The 19,789-nt window shown below is 62.4% G+C and carries 17 protein-coding genes; all 17 read left to right on the top strand.

Annotated elements, in window-relative coordinates:
* The coding region (locus tag BQ8794_RS37335) for a cation:dicarboxylate symporter family transporter (protein WP_425293529.1) at positions 1 to 496 on the top strand (496 nt) is incomplete at its 5' end.
* A gap of 256 nt (positions 497 to 752) precedes the next feature.
* Entirely contained in the window at positions 753 to 1,469 is a 717-nt protein-coding gene (locus tag BQ8794_RS10060; protein ID WP_077376331.1) for a DsbA family protein, read from the top strand.
* Positions 1,470 to 1,868: 399 nt separating this feature from the next.
* Complete coding sequence (locus tag BQ8794_RS10065) at positions 1,869 to 2,831, top strand: ArdC family protein (RefSeq protein ID WP_077376334.1); 963 nt, start codon at positions 1,869 to 1,871, stop codon at positions 2,829 to 2,831.
* A 141-nt stretch (positions 2,832 to 2,972) separates the two neighbouring features.
* Positions 2,973 to 3,392, top strand: a complete 420-nt coding sequence (locus BQ8794_RS10070; protein ID WP_077376337.1) for a DUF2958 domain-containing protein — start codon at positions 2,973 to 2,975, stop codon at positions 3,390 to 3,392.
* 77 nt (positions 3,393 to 3,469) lie between these two features.
* On the top strand, positions 3,470 to 4,555 hold the full coding sequence (locus BQ8794_RS36355; RefSeq protein ID WP_244554904.1) for a ParB/RepB/Spo0J family partition protein: 1,086 nt from the start codon (positions 3,470 to 3,472) through the stop codon (positions 4,553 to 4,555).
* 137 nt (positions 4,556 to 4,692) lie between these two features.
* Positions 4,693 to 5,193 carry a hypothetical protein gene (locus BQ8794_RS36360; RefSeq protein ID WP_244554905.1) on the top strand — a complete coding sequence of 167 codons (501 nt, stop codon included), beginning with the start codon at positions 4,693 to 4,695 and terminating at the stop codon, positions 5,191 to 5,193.
* A 534-nt stretch (positions 5,194 to 5,727) separates the two neighbouring features.
* The gene (locus tag BQ8794_RS10080) at positions 5,728 to 6,051 is read left to right on the top strand and encodes a DUF736 domain-containing protein (RefSeq protein WP_008871905.1); all 324 of its coding nucleotides are present in this window, start codon (positions 5,728 to 5,730) and stop codon (positions 6,049 to 6,051) included.
* A 161-nt stretch (positions 6,052 to 6,212) separates the two neighbouring features.
* On the top strand, positions 6,213 to 6,482 hold the full coding sequence (locus tag BQ8794_RS10085) for a helix-turn-helix transcriptional regulator (RefSeq protein WP_008871906.1): 270 nt from the start codon (positions 6,213 to 6,215) through the stop codon (positions 6,480 to 6,482).
* Positions 6,479 to 7,027 carry a signal peptidase I gene (gene lepB / locus BQ8794_RS10090; protein ID WP_077376340.1) on the top strand — a complete coding sequence of 183 codons (549 nt, stop codon included), beginning with the start codon at positions 6,479 to 6,481 and terminating at the stop codon, positions 7,025 to 7,027. Before BQ8794_RS10085 ends, lepB begins: the two co-directional genes overlap by 4 nt.
* Entirely contained in the window at positions 7,015 to 7,701 is a 687-nt protein-coding gene (locus BQ8794_RS10095; protein ID WP_077376343.1) for a lytic transglycosylase domain-containing protein, read from the top strand. Before lepB ends, BQ8794_RS10095 begins: the two co-directional genes overlap by 13 nt.
* 212 nt (positions 7,702 to 7,913) lie before the next feature.
* A complete protein-coding gene (gene rlxS / locus BQ8794_RS10100; protein ID WP_077376346.1) occupies positions 7,914 to 9,884 on the top strand; it encodes a relaxase/mobilization nuclease RlxS in 1,971 nt (656 codons plus the stop codon).
* Between the two features lie 691 nt (positions 9,885 to 10,575).
* Positions 10,576 to 11,499, top strand: a complete 924-nt coding sequence (locus BQ8794_RS10105) for an SMP-30/gluconolactonase/LRE family protein (protein ID WP_077376349.1) — start codon at positions 10,576 to 10,578, stop codon at positions 11,497 to 11,499.
* Between the two features lie 787 nt (positions 11,500 to 12,286).
* The gene (locus BQ8794_RS10115) at positions 12,287 to 12,913 is read left to right on the top strand and encodes an FkbM family methyltransferase (protein WP_167378692.1); all 627 of its coding nucleotides are present in this window, start codon (positions 12,287 to 12,289) and stop codon (positions 12,911 to 12,913) included.
* A gap of 1,257 nt (positions 12,914 to 14,170) precedes the next feature.
* Positions 14,171 to 15,994 (top strand): glutamine--fructose-6-phosphate transaminase (isomerizing), encoded by a 1,824-nt coding sequence (glmS, locus tag BQ8794_RS10125; RefSeq protein ID WP_077376442.1) that lies wholly within the window; start codon positions 14,171 to 14,173, stop codon positions 15,992 to 15,994.
* Positions 15,995 to 16,246: 252 nt separating this feature from the next.
* Positions 16,247 to 18,280, top strand: coding sequence for a conjugal transfer protein TraG (locus BQ8794_RS10130; protein WP_077376358.1), 2,034 nt, complete (start codon positions 16,247 to 16,249; stop codon positions 18,278 to 18,280).
* 120 nt (positions 18,281 to 18,400) lie between these two features.
* Entirely contained in the window at positions 18,401 to 18,814 is a 414-nt protein-coding gene (locus tag BQ8794_RS10135; RefSeq protein ID WP_077376361.1) for a CopG family transcriptional regulator, read from the top strand.
* Entirely contained in the window at positions 18,811 to 19,779 is a 969-nt protein-coding gene (trbB, locus tag BQ8794_RS10140) for a P-type conjugative transfer ATPase TrbB (RefSeq protein ID WP_077376364.1), read from the top strand. Before BQ8794_RS10135 ends, trbB begins: the two co-directional genes overlap by 4 nt.
* Positions 19,780 to 19,789: the final 10 nt, after the last annotated feature.

A 19,789-nucleotide genomic window follows, 5' to 3' on the forward strand; every position in this document is an offset into this window, starting at 1 on the left:
GCTTCAGGCGCTCCTTGCGCCGGTGTTCAAGCTGGTCGGCATTCTGATGAGGGCCGCGCCCGTCGAAGGGGCGAGCGCCAGGCGTTCGGTCGTGGGCCTCGGCATCCCGGCCGGATATTCATTCAATCTGCACGGCACCAACATCTACATGACGCTGGTCCCCCTCTTCCTCGCCCAGGCGACGAACACGGATCTGTCGATCGGCGGTCGGATCCTGCTGCTGTTCGTCGCCTTGCTCTCTTCGAAGGGAACAACTCGCATTACCGGTGCGGGCCTCCTCACGTTGGCTGCAGCGCTCTTTGTCGTTCCGACCGCCCCAGCTGCCGGCGTGACGCTTATTCTTCGCGTCGACCACTTTATGTCGGAGTGCCGTGTGCTGACCATTTTTCTCGGCAACGCAGTGGGAAGGCTTGTTGTCGCCCGGAGCAGGGCGAGCCGGATGATGGACGATTGGCAAAGGCTCTCGCGAGCGGGTCCTTCGGCGCTCGGGCGTTGAAGGGCAGATCGCCCGGCGTGATGACCGGTGGTCTCGGCTGGCAACTCGCGAACGCCGCTCAGCTATTGCAGTCAGCCCATTGGAGCGAAGCCGTCATAAAGCAACCGCCAGATGGCGCCGGCATCGACATTGTGAGCCCCCCGCGACTGCCGATACTGCGGGAACTGCCGGGCAAGCGATCCAAAGCGACGACCAACTTTCACGCCAAAAGGCCAGCCGTTGCTGCCCCGTTAACGGCTGATTGGAGCCCGACCCCATGTCCAAGCAAAACGCCGGCCTTGTCGCCGTAATCGGTTTCTTAGTCCTCGCCTTGTCCGTGCTGGGAACGCTAAAGCGACAGCCAGATAGGTTGACGACCTGCAACGGCTCGGAGATGAACGCCTTGCTCGCGGCGGACTTGAGGATACTCATTCGGCAGCATCGCGACGCACTCCTCAACGACCTCGCCTCGCCAATCGCCGGCAATCCGCAGGGCGACGTCCCCCTGGTCTCATTCCTCGACTACAACTGCCCGCTGTGCAAGGAAATGGACCTCATTCTCCAGCAAGCCCTCAAGCATGATCCCAATCTGAGGAGTGTGCGTAAACAGCTCCCGGTCCTGGGACCTGCTTCCGAATTCGCCGCGCGCGCGGCGCTCGCCTCCCGCATACAGGGAAAATATGAGGCGTTCGATCGCGCCCTTTTTGCTTTTCCCGGCTTGGTTAACCAAAGAACCACCCTAGCCGTTGCGGCACGTGTCGGCCTCGATGTTGAGCAGCTCAAGCGGGATATGCAAGGCCCGGCCATCACCGACGCCATCGCACGCGATCGCGCGCTCGCCAACGAGCTGTACATCACCGGCACGCCGGCGTTGGTGGTCGGCGACGAAGTGATAGCCGGGGTGGTAGAGATGGCCGGGCTGCGAAGCTGCATCGCCGACGTGCGCACAAAGGCTAAGGTTCAGTCTTCCACAGCTGCAAAATCGGCATTTTGACCGCATCAACTGCTCTCGGGGACCAGAGTCCTGAGCGCCCGCGCGCCTGAAGGCGCGCGCCGGGTGCTCGTGCACCGAGCCCGCTTTTCTTCGACAGGCTCAGGCGGTCTCGGCCATCCGGCTTCGCCCCCTGACGCGGGCAGCCTGTCGGCTGCTGACGGTCGCCGGCCAGCCGGCCGGCGTCGATTTTGTGGTGGCCTTCCCCGGTGGCACGGGGTGGGCGGCACTCCCTTCTAGGCCAGCCGCGGCATCCCGCAACCCTCCGCTTGCCGCTCCGGGTCCTCCTCTTCGTTCCGGTCCTTCGGATGCGGTCTGCCTTCTACGGCGGGCCTTTCCGGTCGCTTTCGCCGCCCACCCCGCTTCCGGGGAGGGCGCGATTGGCGAACGGAGGACCAGACAATGCGTGCAAACAACAAGCATTCCGGCAGCCGAGAGGCTGGCGCGGGCAAGGGCGGGCGCTCAGGCGCCAGCCTCTATCAGGAGATCACAGACCGCATCGTTGCCGAACTGGAGCGCGGCACCGTGCCATGGGTCAAGCCCTGGGGCAGGGCAAAGGCAGCCCTTGGTCTGCCCAGGAATGCAGCCACCCAGCGCCGCTATTCCGGCATCAATATCCTGATCCTGTGGGGCGCCGTCATCGAGCGCTCATACCCCAGCCAGAACTGGCTCACCTTCCGGCAGGCGCTTGCCCTTGGCGGCAATGTCAGGAAGGGCGAGCGCGGCACGACCATCGTTCACGCTGACCGCTTTATTCCCAAGGACGAAAAGGAACGCGCCAAGGCCGATGGCGACGAACCGCAGGCCGTGCCTTTTTTGAAGCGCTTTACCGTCTTCAATGTCGCGCAGTGCGATAATCTTCCCGACGATCTCCATGCCGCCGCCGAGCCGCTGCCGGCGCGCGAAATCGTCCCGCAGGCCGAGCAACTTATTCGCAGAAGCGGTGCGGATTTCCGTATCGGCGGCGATCGCGCTTTCTACATGCCCGGCAGCGACACCATCCAGGTGCCGCCCCAGCCGGCTTTCTTCCACCAGATCGACTACTACCGGACCTGCTTTCACGAGCTTGGCCACTGGACCGGCTACCCGACGCGACTCGCGCGCGACCTGTCAGGCTCATTCGGCTCCAGGACCTATGCGCGCGAGGAACTGGTCGCCGAGATGGCCGCAGCCTTCATCTGCAGCAGTCTCGGTATCGAGCCGACCGTGCGCCATTCCGATTACATCGGCTCATGGCTGACGGTTCTGCGCGAGGACGATCGCGCCATTTTCCGCGCCGCCAGCCATGCCTCGAAAGCCGCCGATTTCCTGCTTGGCCTCAATGCCGACGTCGAACGTGAGGCGCATGCCGAGATCGCCGCGTGAGCGCGCTCCATCGCCATGCGCGACCGCCTTGCGCTTCTGATGGCGCGCCGATGCGCCCGCGCGGCGCGCAAGTCGCTCGATCCGCCTTGTTTCAAAAAGCCGCTCTCAATTCAGCCAGAACCGTTTTGAAGGAATTCCGCAATGATCCTGATCACCGATGAACTGCGCGCCCGGCTCCTCGCCAACGGCGCTGCCGACACCGAAACCGACCACGCACCGGTCGTGAAACTGTTCGATCCGGCCGGTCCTGCGATCTGGCTTCTGACCGAACTCGATGCAGACGGCGACACGCTGTTCGGCCTTTGCGACCTCGGCTTCGGCTTCCCTGAACTCGGCAGCGTCAGCCTTGCCGAACTCGAATCCATCAAGGGTCCGCTCGGACTGGGCATCGAGCGCGACCTTTATTTCAAAGCGCATTTTCCGCTGTCCGTTTATGCGCAGGCCGCGCGCAGCGCCGGCCAGATCACCGAAGCCGAGCGGCTTCTGCGGCAGGCAGCGGAAGCACTTGCCAAATCCCATTCCGAGCTTCCGCCGGACGCGGCGGAGCCAGAGCGCCGCTAGGCGCAAACCCGTCCCCGCCGCATCGGCCTTCAGTCTCCCCGGCGGGGACAATCGCACCCCAAACGAAGGAGAAAGACATGCAGCTTGCCATATTTCCGCTCGACCGACTGAATATTTCCGCCCTCAACATGCGCCACGGTAAACGCGCGCCCGACCTGTCCGACATTCTGCCGTCCGTCCGCGCGCGCGGCGTCCTCGTGCCGCTTCTGGTGCGGCCCAACGGCTCGCCGGAAAGCTTCGAGATCGTCGCCGGACGGCGACGCTATTTCGCCGCGAAATCGCTCGCCGACGAGCGAGGTAAAGCCGATCCCTTGCCCTGCGCCATCATGGAGGCTGGCGAGGACGCCGATGCCCTCGAAGCCTCGTTGATCGAGAACGTCGCCCGCCTCGACCCCGACGAAGTGTCGCAATGGGAGACGTTCTCACGGCTGATCAGAGAAGGCCGCACAGTTCCGGAGATCGCCGGCACCTTCGGCATTACGGAGCTTCAGGTGAAGCGCATTCTGGCGCTTGGCGAACTGCTGCCCAAAATCCGCGAAGCCTATCGGCGGGACGAAATCGACACCGAAACCGCTCGCTATCTCACCATGGCTTCGAAAGCCCAGCAGAAGGATTGGCTGGCACTGTTTGCCGATCCGGGGCAATACGCGCCACGCGGCTATCAGTTGAAGCAGTGGCTGTTCGGTGGACAGTCAATCTCCACCAAGGTGGCGCTGTTTGCCATTGAGGACTATCCGGGCCTGATCGTCTCCGACCTGTTTGGCAAGGAAAGTTATTTCGCCGACGCCGACCTGTTCTGGCAAAAGCAGAACGAAGCGATTGCCGCCAAGCGCGACGCCTGTCTGGAACACGGTTGGAGCGAGGTGATCGTGCTCGAACCGGGTCAGCAGTTCCACTCATGGGACCACGAAAAGACGCCGAAGCAGAAGGGCGGCAAGGTCTTTATCGCCGTCTCGTATCGCGGCGGTCGAGTGTCACCGAGGGCTGGCTATCGTGCAAGGAGGCTCGCCGCGCCCGCGCGAATGGCGAGGGCGCAGAGGAGACGGCCGCGAAACCGTCGCGGCCCGAACTCGCCGGACCGATGCAGAACTATGTCGATCTGCACCGTCATGCCGCCGTGCGCTTGGGCCTGCTCGACCATCCGGGCGCAGCACTTCGCCTGATGGTGGCGCATGCGATAGGCGGTTCCGGCCTGTGGCAGGTGCGCCGCGAACCGCAGCGCGCTTGCAGCGAGATCGTGGCCGCAAGCCTGGCAGCCTGAAAGGCCGAGGCCGCGTTTGCCGAAAAACGGCGCGAGGTCGTGGCGCTGCTTGGGCAACCGGATGAGGACGGCACAATCGCTGGCGGCAATGGCGACGACTTCGGCACGGCAAGCATCTTCGCGCGGCTCCTGGCGCTCTGCGACGATCATGTCATGCGTGTTCTCAGTATCGTCATGGCCGAGACACTTGAAGCCGGCAGCGCCGTCATCGACGCGCTCGGCAATCATCTGAATGTCGACATCGGCGCTTGCTGGCAACCGGACGACGCCTTCTTCGACCTGTTGCGCGACAAGGAAATTGCCAACTCCATGCTTGCCGAAGTCGGCGGCAAACATGTCGCGGACGGCAATGTCGCCGAAAAGGTGAAGACGCAAAAGAAGATCATCCGCGACTTTCTTTCAGGCGATAACGGCCGCAGACAGGTCGAGACCTGGCTGCCGCGCTGGATGAAATTCCCGGTCGAAAGCTACACTGATCGAGGCGGCTTCCGCACCGCCGATCAATGGGCACGGGTCAGGTCGCTGTTCGTCTGCGAATAGCCTGTCACGGCCGGCGGCGGCTTCTCGGCAGCCGCCGTTCGGCGCACTGTACCCTGGTCGCAGTGGCTGCATGTTCGAGCTTCCTTTGCCCCGCATCGCGCAGCAAAATCCAGGCCGGCAAACTCCTGATCCCCATGGATCGGTCCGTCCGCCCGATGCCTGCTCTGCGCCCAACCTGCGGTCACGATCTCGATCGGCGTGGCACCTTATCAGCCGCAGGCCTTGTCATTTCCCGCCCCTCCTGCCCGGCTGTAGCGACCGCGTTTCCCACGATCTCCTGCTCTCTTCAAGGACCATTCCCCTGCGGCTGGCTTGTCGACCTATGGGCGGATCCGGCCGCCCGAAACCCTCGCCGATCAGCTTTTTTCCCCGCCGCCTGCGGCGGCTTCCTCGCGCCGCTTCGCTTCAAAAAAGCTGCCCGCTCGGGTCCTCCGCTATCGCTTCGGCCCTGTCGGGTTCAGGCGGTCCGGACGCGCCCATTACGGTCCGCCATCGCAGGGGATGGTCCCCGGCGACAGCAAAAGGAGACTTCAAATGACCGCGATCGGTTACGTCAACAAGCAGGAAAACGGCGCCTACAAGGGCCAGCTCAAGACGCTCAGCGTCCGCGCCGACATCGACATCGTCCCCAACCAGGCCAAGAGCGCCGACAACCATCCCGACTTCCGGGTGCTGACGCAGGGGGTCGAAGTTGGCGCCGGCTGGATCCGCACCGGCGAGACTTCCGGCAAGGATTATGTGAGCCTGTCGATTGCAGCGCCGGAGTTCGGACCGCGCAAGCTTTACGCCAATCTCGGCCGCGCCGCCGGCCAGGACGATGACGACACCTACGCCATCATCTGGAACCCGGCCGACTGATCGGCCGACCCGAGCCTCGCGCCCCATCCGGCGCGGGGCTCATTCCCAGGCGCCCGCCCGAAAAGGCGGCGAAAACTCTCCCCGGACTCTTCGCCCGTCCCGGAGGCGATCTCGCTCGCCCATCCTCGCCCTCGCTTGTCCGAAGCGAAACGAGGATCACCATGGACGACGAAAACGAACGCGCGGCCCGCGCCAAAAAGGGCAGTCCCTTTCTCAGCACGGCCCAAGCTGCCTTCTATATCGGGCTCTCCCAGCGCACGCTGGAAAAGATGCGGCTCAAGGGCGGCGGCCCGAAATTCCGCAAGCACGGCCGCTATGTCCGCTACCACATCGACGAACTCGACGGATGGTCGAAAGGGCACCCGCAGCACGCCGGTAACGAGGATGGTGAGGCCGGTTCCGGCCAAGCCGGCCAGGGAGGCCGCTCATGAGCCGGCGCCCTCCCATCCGTCTGATCGGCAGCCGCCTGCGGCGCCTCCAGGCACGCAAAACCATCGGCGCTGCCGTGATTGGACTGACCCTGATCGGCTTCGCCGGCACCGTCAAACCAAGGCCCTGGCTGGTCTGGAACGCCTCGGCCAGCGCGCCCGTCGGCCTCTATGGCCTCGGGTTTGCAGCACCGGCTCGGGGTGATCTGGTGCTCGTCCGCCCGCCAGAATCGCTCGCCGAACTCGCCGCCGAACGCGGCTATCTGCCCCGCAACGTGCCGCTCGTAAAACGTCTTGCCGCGCTGCCGAACGACCATGTCTGCACCTTCAATGACGCGGTCATCATCGACGGCGAGATCGTCGCGCGACGGCTGGCGAAGGATACCAGAGGCCGCCCGCTGCCACGGTGGAACGGGTGCCGGACACTCCCCGACAACGAAATCTTCCTGCTCGGCAGCGACGATATTCGGTCATTCGACAGCCGCTATTTCGGGCCGGTGCCGCGCGCAAATGTCATCGGGAGGCTCGTGCCGCTATGGACCGAGTGACCCTGCTGATGTTCGGCATGATCGCCTTTGCGCCATGCGCCTGTTCCGCCTCGACCGGCGCTGAGCCGGTCGCCATCTCCCAAATTCCGCACCTTCAAAGGTGGCACGAGTTCACAGGCGAAGCAAGCAGACGCTTCCGTATTCCTCAGGCCTGGATTTACGCCGTCATGGATGCCGAAAGCGGCGGCAAGACCATGCTCGACGGCCGCCCAATTACCTCACGCGCGGGCGCAATGGGCCTCATGCAGGTGATGCCGGAAACGTATCAGGACATGCGTGCCGAATACGGTCTGGGAGCCGATCCGCACGATCCGCGTGACAATATTCTCGCCGGAACCGCCTATCTCAGCGCCATGTTTGACCGCTTCGGATTCCCCGGCCTGTTTGCCGCCTACAACGCAGGACCCGAGCGCTACGAATCGCATTTGAAGCGTGGGAAGCCGCTGCCGAAGGAGACAGTTGCCTATCTCAAACAGCTCAGGGGGAAGGGGATTTCGGCGGACGACATTGATGAATTCGAAGGGGACTCCAAGGCGCCAAACAGCCAAAACGCTCCCTCTGGCCGCTCGCTCTTCTTCCTTCGTAACGGCGTTCGCGCCGGCGAAGCGAAAGGCGATCTCTTTGTGCCGCTGCGCGTCAATCGCGCTCGGACGAACGAGCCGAATGGCGGGTGACTCGGCGAGCGGGGGCGCGGTTTTGCGGGGCGGGAAAGAGCGGGTGCGGAAGCCGGAAAGCGGAAGGGCGGCGTAAGGCAAGATAAAGGCAATGCCTCCAGGAGGCGGCGAAGTCTTTGTCTGCACATCGTTTTTCCCGGAGGCTGCTGGCAGAGCCGGGAGTGTGGGACACGCAAGTATCTGACTCTGCTTGAAATTTCTGGGAGGCCACGATGCAGGATGACGAATTCAGGCCGAAGCTCGGCAGAATAGGCTCGCGCGGCTCGACGGCAGGCAAACGCTTCGCCAGCCAAGTCCAGGCGGCGATCAACAGAGCCGGCAGCCGGCCCCAGCGCGGCGGCCGCTTTAACGGCAGCCGGGCAGGGCGCGGCGGAGCGGCCGCCGCGCTGCTGAAATCGCGCGATCGTTATGCTGCCTTCCGTCAGCGTCGCGTCGTCGTCAAGGCCCGGATCGTAAAACTGGCCGGCAAGGGCGCGGACGGAGCGCGTGCGCATCTGCGCTACATCCAGCGCGACGGTGTCACCAGGGAAGGTGCGCCTGGCGAGCTGTACGGTGCCGATAGCGACCGCGTCGACGGTAAGGCGTTTGTCGATCGCGCAGACGGCGACCGGCATCAGTTCCGCTTCATCGTCGCGCCAGAAGACGGCATCGAGTATGACGACCTCAAGCCGCTGACCCGTCGGCTCATGGCGCAGATGGAGGAGGACCTCGGCACGAGGCTTGATTGGGTTGCCGTGGATCATTTCAATACCGGCTATCCGCACACCCACATCATCGTGCGTGGCAAGGACGATCGCGGCGAGAACCTCGTCATAGCGCGGGAATACATCTCGAGGGGCATCCGCGAGCGCGCGGCCGAGCTGGTCAGCCTCGATCTCGGTCCGCGCACCGACCACGAGATCGAGCACCGCCTGCGCCAGGAAATGGAGCAGGAACGCTTCACCAGCATCGACCGGCAGCTGCTGCGCATGCGCGACGATGACGGACTTGTTTCGACGGACGGGCCCGAGGCCTTTCGTCAGACGCTGCACCAGGGCCGGCTGCGCAAGCTCGAGCGGATGGGCTTGGCAGAAGAGGTCGGGTCGGGTCGCTGGCGCCTCGATGGCCAGCTCGAAGCCACATTGCGCGGCATCGGCGAGCGCGGTGACATCATCAAGACCATGCACCGCGAGCTCACAGGCAAAGGGCTCGCCCGCAGTGCCGCCGATTGGGTGATCCACGATCGATCCGGTGAGCAGGCCCAGCGTATCGTCGGCTGCGTTGTCGGGCGCGGGCTGGCCGACGAGATCAACGACCGTCATTACCTCATCATCGACGGGGTGGATGGAAGAACCCACTACATCGACATCGGCAAAGGCGAAGGCACCGAACCGACGCCTGATAGCTGCATCGTCCGGGTCACACCGCGGAACACCGAGCCCAGGCAGGTTGATCGGACGACCGCCGAGATCGCCGCCGCACATGGCGGCCGTTACAACGTCGATATCCACCTGAGGCATGATCCGTCGGCCACCGAAAGCTTTGCCGAAACGCATGTGCGCCGGCTGGAGGCGATCCGGCGCGCCACCCGGGCTGTCGAGCGCGAGCCGGACGGCACGTGGATCATCGCGCCGGATCATCTCGATCGCGCATCGGAATACGAGCGGCTGCGGGCCAGGGCGGAGCCTGTGACAGTCGAGAAGCTCTCCTTTTTGTCGCTGGAACGCCAAGTCGGCTTCGACGGCGCCACATGGATCGACCGGGAGTTGGTTTCCGATGAACCAGAGGGGTTGCGCAACTCGGGCTTCGGCCGTGAGGTGCGTGAGGTGCAGGTCCGCCGGCGGCAATGGCTCATCGTGCAAGGCTTGGCGCATGAAGACCAGGGTAGGATCGTTTTCCGCTCGAATATGCTTTCCATCCTGCGCCACCGCGAGCTGAACCGTGTTGCCGGTCAGCTGTCGGACGAACTTGGACTGTCGTATTCCGAAGCGAAGCCTGGGGTTCGGGTAGAAGGCACGCTGCGCCGATCGGTCGAGCTTGCCAGCGGCCAATACGCCGTCATCGAGAAGTCGCGCGAGTTCACGCTCGTGCCATGGCGGCCAGTGCTCGATCGGCACATCGGCAAGGAGGTGTCCGGGATCATGCGCGGGGAGGGGATTTCATGGATTATTGGCCGACAGAGGAGCGGGCCGAGCGTTTCGTGACATGGCTGCACGGAATCTTGTGCGGAAGTGACCGAACGATGCTCTGTCGAGAGGACATGGTCGAGGCGTGCCGAGCGCGAAGGGTAAACGAAGAGGAGATGAAAGACGGTCGGCCGACCGTCCTCAAATGTCCAAGAGCGAAGTCATGACCGGAGCCGTCCATCGTCATCACCGACAACGCTTCCGTCGCAACATCCGCCTGCTGTGAGCAGGCGCGACACCCTGCGATAGCCGATGGTCGACGCGGGGCAATTACATTCGGTCGCCGCGGCCGTGGGCCATCGAATCAGAACGACATCCCGGGATCGCTGGTGGATCTCAATGGGAAACCCTGGGCAGTCACTACATGACTCAGAGCAGGTACTCACGCACCCGCACGCGGCGGCGCTTCGAGACCGGGATCCGCCCTGTTCCGGACCTCGCCGCTGACGCTGCCGCAGTCGTAACGATCGCCACAATTGAGCCGATGAGTCTCTCCGAAAGCCGAAAATCTTTCGCGCCAGACGACGCGCAACAAAATCAGCATGAGCGCGGGTCAGTGGAGAAAATAAGTAAGAGTCAACGCTGACCACGACCGTACCGCTGCTAAGCTCTGCCCGCAACCGGCATACTAATTGCGGATGGACGCATAGCAGCGCGAGTCGTCTTCAAACGACGGCTATCGATAAGCTGATGTCATGGAGAAGCAGCCATGTTCGGAGATATTGAAGGCGCCGGATTCGAAGTTCTGGACGAGCGTTTCGAGCGCCGGTTCGTCGGCCATGCGGCGGTCGAGCGGCTGTGGACGGGTGGCCGCTGGCTCGAGGGTCCGGCCTGGTTTGCCGCCGGCCGCTACTTGGTGTTCTCGGACATCCCGAACGATCGGATTATGCGCTATGACGACACCAATGGCGTGGTCTCGATCTTCCGCGCGCCGTCCAACAACGCCAACGGGAACACAGTCGACACGCAGGGGCGGCTGGTTACCTGCGAGCATCGGGCGCGGCGCGTCACGCGCACCGAGCACGACGGCTCGATCACGGTGATCGCCGATCGCTTCGAAGGCAAGCGGTTGAACTCACCGAACGACGTTGTGGTTCGCTCGGACGGCACCATCTGGTTTTCCGATCCATCGTACGGCATCGCCACGGACTATGAGGGCGACCGCGCCGAGCAGGAGATCGAGGGCTGCCATGTCTACCGCACTGATCCCACAACGGGTGAGGTGGTGTGCGTCGTCTCGATCATGGCGAAACCCAACGGGCTTGCCTTCTCGGCGGACGAGACGATGCTCTATGTGGGCGACACCGGCGTTACGCATGAGAAGGATGGGCCACGGCACATCCGCAAGTTCGCCGTCGAGGGCAGCAGTCTGCGCGAGCTCGGCGTTTTTGCGACATGCACGGCTGGCCTATTCGACGGGTTCAGGGTTGACACGGCCGGCCGCGTCTGGGCAGGGGCCGGCGACGGCGTCCATTGCTTCGATCCCGACGGCACGCTGATCGGCAAGATCCGCATCCCCGAGACGGTCGCCAACCTCACCTTCGGCGGCCCCAAGCGCAATCGCCTGTTCATAACGGCGCGACAGTCGCTCTATGCCGTCTTTGTGGTCGCCAATGCGGCAGCGCAATCGTAGGCTCGCGTTCAGGCTATGCGGGCCTCAACCATCGCCGCACCCGCAAGATTGGCCATTGCGCATCGGGGCAGGTCGATCGGCTGCCGGCGCGCAGACGATCACGGGCTTTGAGGAACAGCCGAGCGCTTCAGATGACATGTTTGCGTCGAGCATACGGGCACGTTGTTGTTGAACTTGGAGCGGCGCTGCCATCCGCGCGAACGCGGTCGCAAGCGCGTCGTTGAAATAGTCGTCCGGCGGCATGCTGAGTGCGGATGCCCTGCTGCCCAGCAGTTCGGCGTGCCGCGAGATGTAGCCCTCGGATGGGTGACGCTTTGGGTCGGGCTGATCTTGACGCAGTCGCCGCGTAGGTCGAACCCAGCGACTTGTGGCACGCCGCCGAGAGCCGATGGGCGCTGCGGACCTTCGTTTCCTGGTGAACCGCGGGAAGCGTCAACCCCCATATGATGGTGAAAAGTCTCGGAGGGGACGGTGACCCGCCGAAGCATCGTCCTCGTTCAGCCTGTCACAGGCGCCTGGCAGGTATGTATGCATCGCGCGCATGCGTTCCATCAACACAATCGATTTTACCAATTATGGATAATAGCGGATGTGAAAACGTCGGTCGGCGGAAACGGGTCTACTAAGGAGTGCGCCCTCCCCTTCTTCAGGAAGACTTGTGAACCCGGCCGACGCCGCAGGACCAATCGAAAGCAATCCAAGTTGCCCGGTGCCAGCCCTAAGTTCCGGGTGACCTACACTCCCATAAGGCGGCACGGCTGCATTCAAGGCGCTGAGGACGAGTTCAATGGAAATATTTCGGCCTTCCAGGGAGACCTTTCCAATCTCCATGCAGCGGCTCTGGCAAGAGCTTCTGGAGTGTGTGCGCGAACCGGTGTCTTCGTTGAAGTTACGTCGGCAGATTGTTTCACTCCTTCAAAAGCCCAATCCCGTCATCCTGGACATCGGCTGCAATGACGGAACCGATACGCGACGTTTTCTCAGGCTTTGCCCAAGGGCTCAGCTCTACTGCTTTGAGCCCGACCCTCGAGCGGCTGCCCGCTTTAAGAAGTACATGGATCTCTACCTAGACAAGGTGAGGCTTTTCGAGATCGCGATCAGTAGCCGGAATGGCAGTATTGATTTCCATCCAAGCAACGGAGACGGAAGTGCGAAGGAATGGGACCGATCTGGCTCGATACGCCGACCCAAGAATCATCTTTTCGAACATGATTGGGTTAGGTTCGATCACCCCATATCGGTTGAAACTCGAAGGCTTGACGACTGGTGCAGCGAAGCCAACCTGAGCAAGATCGATTTCATCTGGATGGATGTGCAGGGGGCCGAATCAGATGTCATCGCTGGGGCCACACAGACTCCGCCAAGGATGGCAACCCGGGCTCGCGCCTGCCGGACAGGCTCGCTATGCCGGTGAGCGGGGACACACCGTTGCGGACTGTTCCTGCGGCCCGGGTTCGAGCGCCGAAAGCGCCGCATGTGATCGGCATCCCTGACCGTGCCTAGCGCAATGGACAGCGCTAAGGAACGATCGTCTGCGATCTGCAGCGCAACGGCGTTGAACCCTCGCCAGATCTCGCTGACAATAGAAGAGAAGCCCGCATTTAGCGCAACTGCGAAAGTCCAGGCGGATCTCAGGCAGACATCCCGGTTTTTGTAGCACATTAGTTGTTCGCTTTGGGTTGACGGCGAAGCCCGGATGAAAGCGGAAGGACACCCGGGGCCGCTTGCTGGTTCAGGTGACTGCCGCGGCAGGCTCCTGCGCATGTGCTTGTCGCTGCCCTTGCGTCGTTTCCGGTGAAGCGCCGACCTCGTGTCGAGACGCAGTCAAGGTTGGCCGCCGCGCTGCGCCGGCTGCGACGCTTCCAGGCCACCCCTTGAGGGGCGTCGAGCCGCCGGCCGGGATGTCAGTATGCCGATGGAAGTCAGGATCGTAGCAACGCGCTGTTTGGCATTGTCCAGAACTGATGAGTTTGGCGCAAGTTCCAGACGGCCGACAGTGCGCGTGAGCAAACATGCAGGAGTTGCCAAGGCGGCCAGCAAGGCAGTCGAACATGCAAAGGGAAGGTCCGGGTGACTGCATCCCTCAGCGGCGACGAAGACGTCCGCCATGCCTCTCTGCAGGGTTTCCGAGATGACGAGTAGCCCGCCGCTTCAATCTGATGAGTTCAAGCAGCTCAGCCTCATCCGCGTCAGCCTCTTCTTCCAACGCGACCATAATATCCAGGGCGAGGTGGTCGGCCTCCAACGATGAGCGGGCGATATGCTCGTCACTGCATATCTGGTCGAATACCCGTTGGCATAGATCGAGATCGGCAGGGTATAGACCGGCCCGTTTGAACGGCATTTTGAAAACCCCTAAGCATTGTAGCAGTCAATGGATCTAAGGGCCGTTAACTGGGCGAGTCAACAGCATGTAAAAAGCGGACATTGCGATGATCGTTACGCCTCAGCCGACTACGGAAACTCGTCCCAACTGGCGGTTGGTGGACGCAAGCCGGCACCGCGCATACCGTTTCTCACTGGTCAAACACGTCCTCTTCTATCCACTGGCTGGATGGCAGCCATCCCAACAATCGATTTTACCTGTTTTACCGAATTCTACTAGGAGGCTCAGCGCCGGGCGGTGCCCTTCGGGTCGGCTGAGGCTACCGGGAAGAATTCGGAGACGATCATGTGCGGGATTGTTGGCATCGTTGGGCATCAGCCGGTGTCGGATCGGTTGGTCGACGCTTTGAAGCGTCTCGAATATCGAGGATATGACTCAGCCGGCGTTGCCACCATCACCGAGGGCTCGTTGCACTGCCGGCGCGCCAAGGGCAAGCTCATCAATCTCGAGAAGAAGTTGAAGGAAGAGCCGCTGAGTGGCACCATCGGCATCGCACACACGCGCTGGGCAACGCATGGGGCACCGACTGAGCGCAACGCGCACCCGCACTTTATGGACGGTGTGGCCGTCGTTCACAACGGCATTATCGAGAATTTCGCCGAGTTGAAGGACGAACTGGCGGCTGCGGGCGCCGAGTTCCAGACCGACACCGACACCGAGGTCGTCGTGCATCTCTTGGCAAGACACCGCCGGGAGGGCATGGGGCGGGGTAAGGCAATGCACGCCATGCTGAAGCGCGTCAGGGGCGCCTACGCGCTTGCCATTCTCTTCGAGGATGATCCGTCGACCATCATGGTGGCGCGCAATGGACCACCGCTGGCGATCGGTCACGGCGACGGCGAGATGTTCCTGGGCTCTGACGCCATGGCGCTAGCTCCCTTCACAAATGCAATCACATATCTCGTCGACGGCGACTGGGCCGTTATCGGCAAGGCAGGCGCCGATATCTTCGATTTCGATGGCCATCCCGTCGAGCGTCCGCGCCAGACTTCCACGGCCGGGGCATACCTGGCCAATAAGGGCAACCGTCGCCACTTCATGGAGAAGGAAATTTACGAGCAGCCCGAGGTCATCGCCCGTGCGCTCGGTCATTACATCAACTTCGAAGGGAATCGCGTCGATACGGTTTCTAGCATAGATTTCGCCAGCATCCCGAGCCTGGCGATCTCGGCTTGCGGCACCGCCTATCTGGCCGGACTGATCGCAAAATACTGGTTCGAGCGCTATGCGCGCCTGCCGGTCGAAATCGACGTTGCGTCCGAATTCCGCTACCGGGAGATCCCGTTGCCGCCGGAATCGGCGGCTCTTTTCATTTCGCAATCCGGCGAAACCGCCGATACGCTCGCCTCCCTGAGGTACTGCAAGGGGCGTGGGCTGAAAACCGGCGCTGTCGTCAATGCCCGCGAATCGACCATCGCTCGGGAGGCCGACGCGATCTTCCCGATCCTTGCCGGCCCGGAGATCGGCGTCGCCTCCACGAAGGCTTTCACGTGCCAGCTTGCGGTTCTGGCCACACTCGCCATCGGCGCTGCCAAGGACCGTGGAACGCTAACTGAATATGAGGTGAAGGCGCTCGTCCGGAGCCTTGCCGAAATGCCGGGCGTCATGGGCCGGGTACTGAACAGCATCCAGCCAGATATCGAGCTCCTGTCGCGCGAACTGTCAAAGTGTCATGGTGTCCTGTATCTTGGCCGCGGCACCAGTTTCCCACTGGCGATGGAAGGTGCGCTGAAGCTCAAGGAGATTTCCTACATCCATGCTGAGGGCTATGCGGCTGGCGAATTGAAGCATGGTCCGATCGCATTGATAGACGAGAACATGCCAGTGATCGTCATCGCGCCACATGATCGTTTTTTCAACAAGACCGTCTCCAATATGGAGGAAGCGGCCGCCCGTGGAGGGCGGATTATCCTCATCACCGATGAAAATGGGGCCGCTGCGTCGAAACTCGACACGATGCATACGATCGTGCTGCCGGCCGTCGACGAGATTATCGCGCCGATGATCTTCTCGCTGCCGATACAGCTTCTTGCCTATCATACGGCGGTCTCCATGGGCAAAGATGTCGACCAGCCGCGCAATCTCGCAAAATCGGTCACCGTCGAATGATTGTGACGCGCTCATAGGTGGCATGCGTCCATCGAAAATACACTTCCAAGCATCACCGGCACTTGGATGTCGACGAGACGCAGATCAGGTCCGCGGCCAAGTGGACATATCTCTATTGCTCCACCGAAAGTTTCCAGTCTGAGCGATCCTGCCCATTCCCTCATCGCACCTGGTCGTGCGTAGTGTGCATTTCAGTTCACATCGCGCCGCGCGATGCTTGGCCCCGCATGTCCAGAACTGCGGAGCAAGCCAATGACGCCTACGAAGTTGCTGATTGGGCAGATCGCCGTCGTGTTCGCAATCGTGATACTCGGCGTATGGGCGGCCACGCAGTGGTGCGCCCACATGCTCGGCCATCAACCGCCACTCGGCGCGCCATGGTTAGTCGCGGCTGGCTGGCAGATCTACAAGCCGTGGAAACTGTTCGAATGGTGGTTCCACTTCGACGCTTATGCGCCCGAGGTCTTCGATAAGGCCGGTGCGCTGGCCGGCGCCAGTGGGTTCGTGGGCTGTGCCGCCGCGATCGCCGGCTCGCTCTGGCGCGCGCGACAGCTCGGGTCGGTCACCACATATGGGTCGTCAAGGTGGGCCGCGACTCACGAGATCGAGACGGCAGGGCTGTTTCGGCCGGCCGGCGTTTTCCTAGGCAAGCTGAAGGATCGCTATCTGCGCCATGACGGGCCCGAGCACGTCATGGCCTTTGCCCCAACACGATCAGGCAAGGGCATCGGACTGGTTGTTCCAACTCTTCTGTCCTGGACCGGCTCGGCCGTCATTCACGATATCAAAGGCGAGAACTGGCAGTTGACCTCCGGCTGGCGCTCGAAGTTCTCCTACTGTCTCCTGTTCAATCCGACCGATCCGAGGTCGGCGCGCTATAACCCGCTGCTGGAGGTACGAAAAGGTCCAGACGAGGTCCGCGACGTCCAGAACATCGCCGACATCCTGGTAGATCCGGAAGGCGCGCTGGACCGGCGGAACCACTGGGAGAAAACCAGTCACTCACTCTTGGTCGGCGCCATTTTGCACGTGCTTTACGCCGAAGAGGAAAAGACGCTCGCTCGCGTCGCCACCTTCCTGTCGGACCCGCAACGCTCGTTTGCCGCGACATTACGGCGGATGATGACGACCAACCATCTCGGCGCGGCGGATAAGCCCCAGGTCCATCCTGTCGTGGCCTCGGCAGCTCGCGAGGTGTTGAACAAGTCGGAGAACGAGCGTTCAGGCGTTCTTTCGACCGCCATGTCGTTTCTCGGCCTCTATCGCGATCCTACGGTGGCGGCAGCGACATCAGCCTGCGACTGGCGCATTGCCGACCTCCTGGATGCTGAGCGACCGATGTCACTCTATCTGGTCGTGCCGCCATCGGACATCTCGCGCACGAAGCCGCTGGTGCGACTTGTGCTCAATCAGATCGGCAGGCGTCTGACGGAGCGGCTGGAGGGGGATCCTAAGAAGAGGAGGAACCATCAACTGCTCATGATGCTGGACGAATTCCCGGCGCTCGGTCGCCTTGATTTCTTCGAAACCGCGCTCGCCTTCATGGCCGGCTATGGCATCCGTGCATATCTGATCGCGCAATCCTTGAACCAGATCTCCAAGGCGTATGGGGACAACAATGCCATTCTCGACAACTGTCATGTGCGGATTGCCTTTTCCTCCAATGACGAGCGCACGGCCAAACGCATTTCGGACGCGCTCGGCACGGCGACGGAGCTGAGGTCCATGCGCAACTATGCCGGCCATCGCTTGGCGCCCTGGCTGTCGCACGTGATGGTTAGCCGCCAGGAAACCGCCCGCCCACTATTGACACCGGGCGAGGTGATGCAGTTGCCGCAAGCCGATGAACTGGTGTTGGTTTCAGGGCTGCCGCCGATCCGGGCGAAGAAGCTGCGCTACTACCAGGATCGAAATTTCACCGAGCGCGTGCTTTCTGCGCCGGTATTGCGCGACGGCGTCGCTTACGCGGATCGGCCAGTACCGCGTCCGGACTGTTGGATCGGGCAGGTGCGGGGCGTTGACCGCCGTCTTGCTGTCGGCGGCGAAAGTGCGGGCGAGGCAATTGAAGATGAAGGAGGTGTCCAGCAACAGCGACATCCGGGTCTGCCTGAAGAGCATACAGCCGTCACTCTGGAGCCCGACCGGGACGACCTGCTCAAGCCCGCGGACGATGATAGCGAGGCAGTTGCCGACAGGCGCGTGATGGACCGAATTTCCACTGCCGCACGCGCTTATGGCATCAACGAGGGAACGGGCGACAACAAGGACATCGTGCCCGGCTTCTGAAAGAAGCTGCCGAAGGCAGAGCGCAAATCAGCGTAGATAACGGCCATAAGCAATTTCGAGGAAGTCGCCGATGCTCGTTCCCGCCCGCGCAACAGCGCTGGGACAGTTGGAACGAACCACATGAGCCCTCAGCGCATTCGTCATCAATTTCTGCTCGAACCCGACCTGAGCAAGAAACTGGACGACCTCAGCCGCGATCCATCGACGACCAAATCAGCGATCGTGGCGAAGGCAGTCGAGGCCTTTATCGAGCGGCGTGGCGAGAACGAGCTCGACCGGCGCTACGGCGTAAGGCTCGACCGTCTTTCCCGTGACCTCGGTCATCTCAGACGCGACGTCGAGATGATCCTAGAGAGCCTGGCGCTCTTCATTCGCTTTTCCCTCACGCTTCATGCTCACACACCAGTCCCGGACCGGGCGACGCAGGCGATTGCCCAGGAGCGCTTCGACAAATTCGTCGAGCAAGTGGGCCGCCAGATCGCCTCCGGCAAACGGTCGCTTGGGACGGATAATGGCGGGGGAGGGGAAGGATGAGTTCTCATCCGGAGGTCGACCATCGCCATCGTGCCATGTTGCGCACCGCCATGGGCCCGGCAATCGCTGAGGCCCTTGCCGATTCATCTGTTGTCGAGGTGATGGTCAATCCCGACGGTGCGCTGCGGCTCGACCGGCTGGGAGAAGGTCGGGTCGGTACCGGCGTGCATATGCACCCATCCGAGGCGGAACGCATCGTCCGCCTGGTCGCTTCCCATGTGCGTGCCGAGGCGCATGCGGGTAGTCCGATCGTCAGCGCCGAACTGCCCTCGGGCGAGCGCTTCGAGGGGCTGTTGCCGCCAGTCGTTCTGGCGCCATGCTTCGCCATCCGTAAACCGGCCGCAAAACTCTACACGTTGGCCAACTATGTCGCCGACCAAATCATGCTGCCGCTGCAGGCCGATGCGCTGAGGAAGGCCGTGCGCGAGCGGCGCAACATATTGGTCGCAGGCGGCACGTCGTCGGGCAAAACCACGCTCGCCAATGCGCTGCTGGTCGAAGTCGCGGAATGCGACGAGCGGGTGATCTTGATCGAAGACACACGCGAGCTGCAGTGCGCTGCCAAGGACTGCGTTGCACTCAGGACAAGACGGGGCTCGGTGACGCTTGCCGATCTCGTACGCTCGACGCTGCGGCTCAGGCCCGACCGCATCGTCGTCGGCGAAGTCCGGGGTGCGGAAGCCCTCGATATGCTGAAGGCATGGAACACTGGCCACCCCGGCGGCATCGCCACGGTTCACGCCAATTCGGCGCGCTCCGCCCTCTACCGGATCGAGCAACTCGCGCAGGAAGCAGTCGTCACTGTACCACGCCGTCTGATCGCCGATGCCATCGATCTGATTGTCTTCATCGCCGGGCGCGGATCCTCGCGCCGCATTGACGCCATCGCCGAGGTCACCGGTCTCGACGGCAGCGGCGATTACGCCGTCGCCCAACTGACGCTCCCGCAACTTCAGCAGTTTTGAAAGGCCAATT

The organism is Mesorhizobium prunaredense (assembly GCF_900156895.1).
Lineage (GTDB): Bacteria > Pseudomonadota > Alphaproteobacteria > Rhizobiales > Rhizobiaceae > Mesorhizobium > Mesorhizobium prunaredense.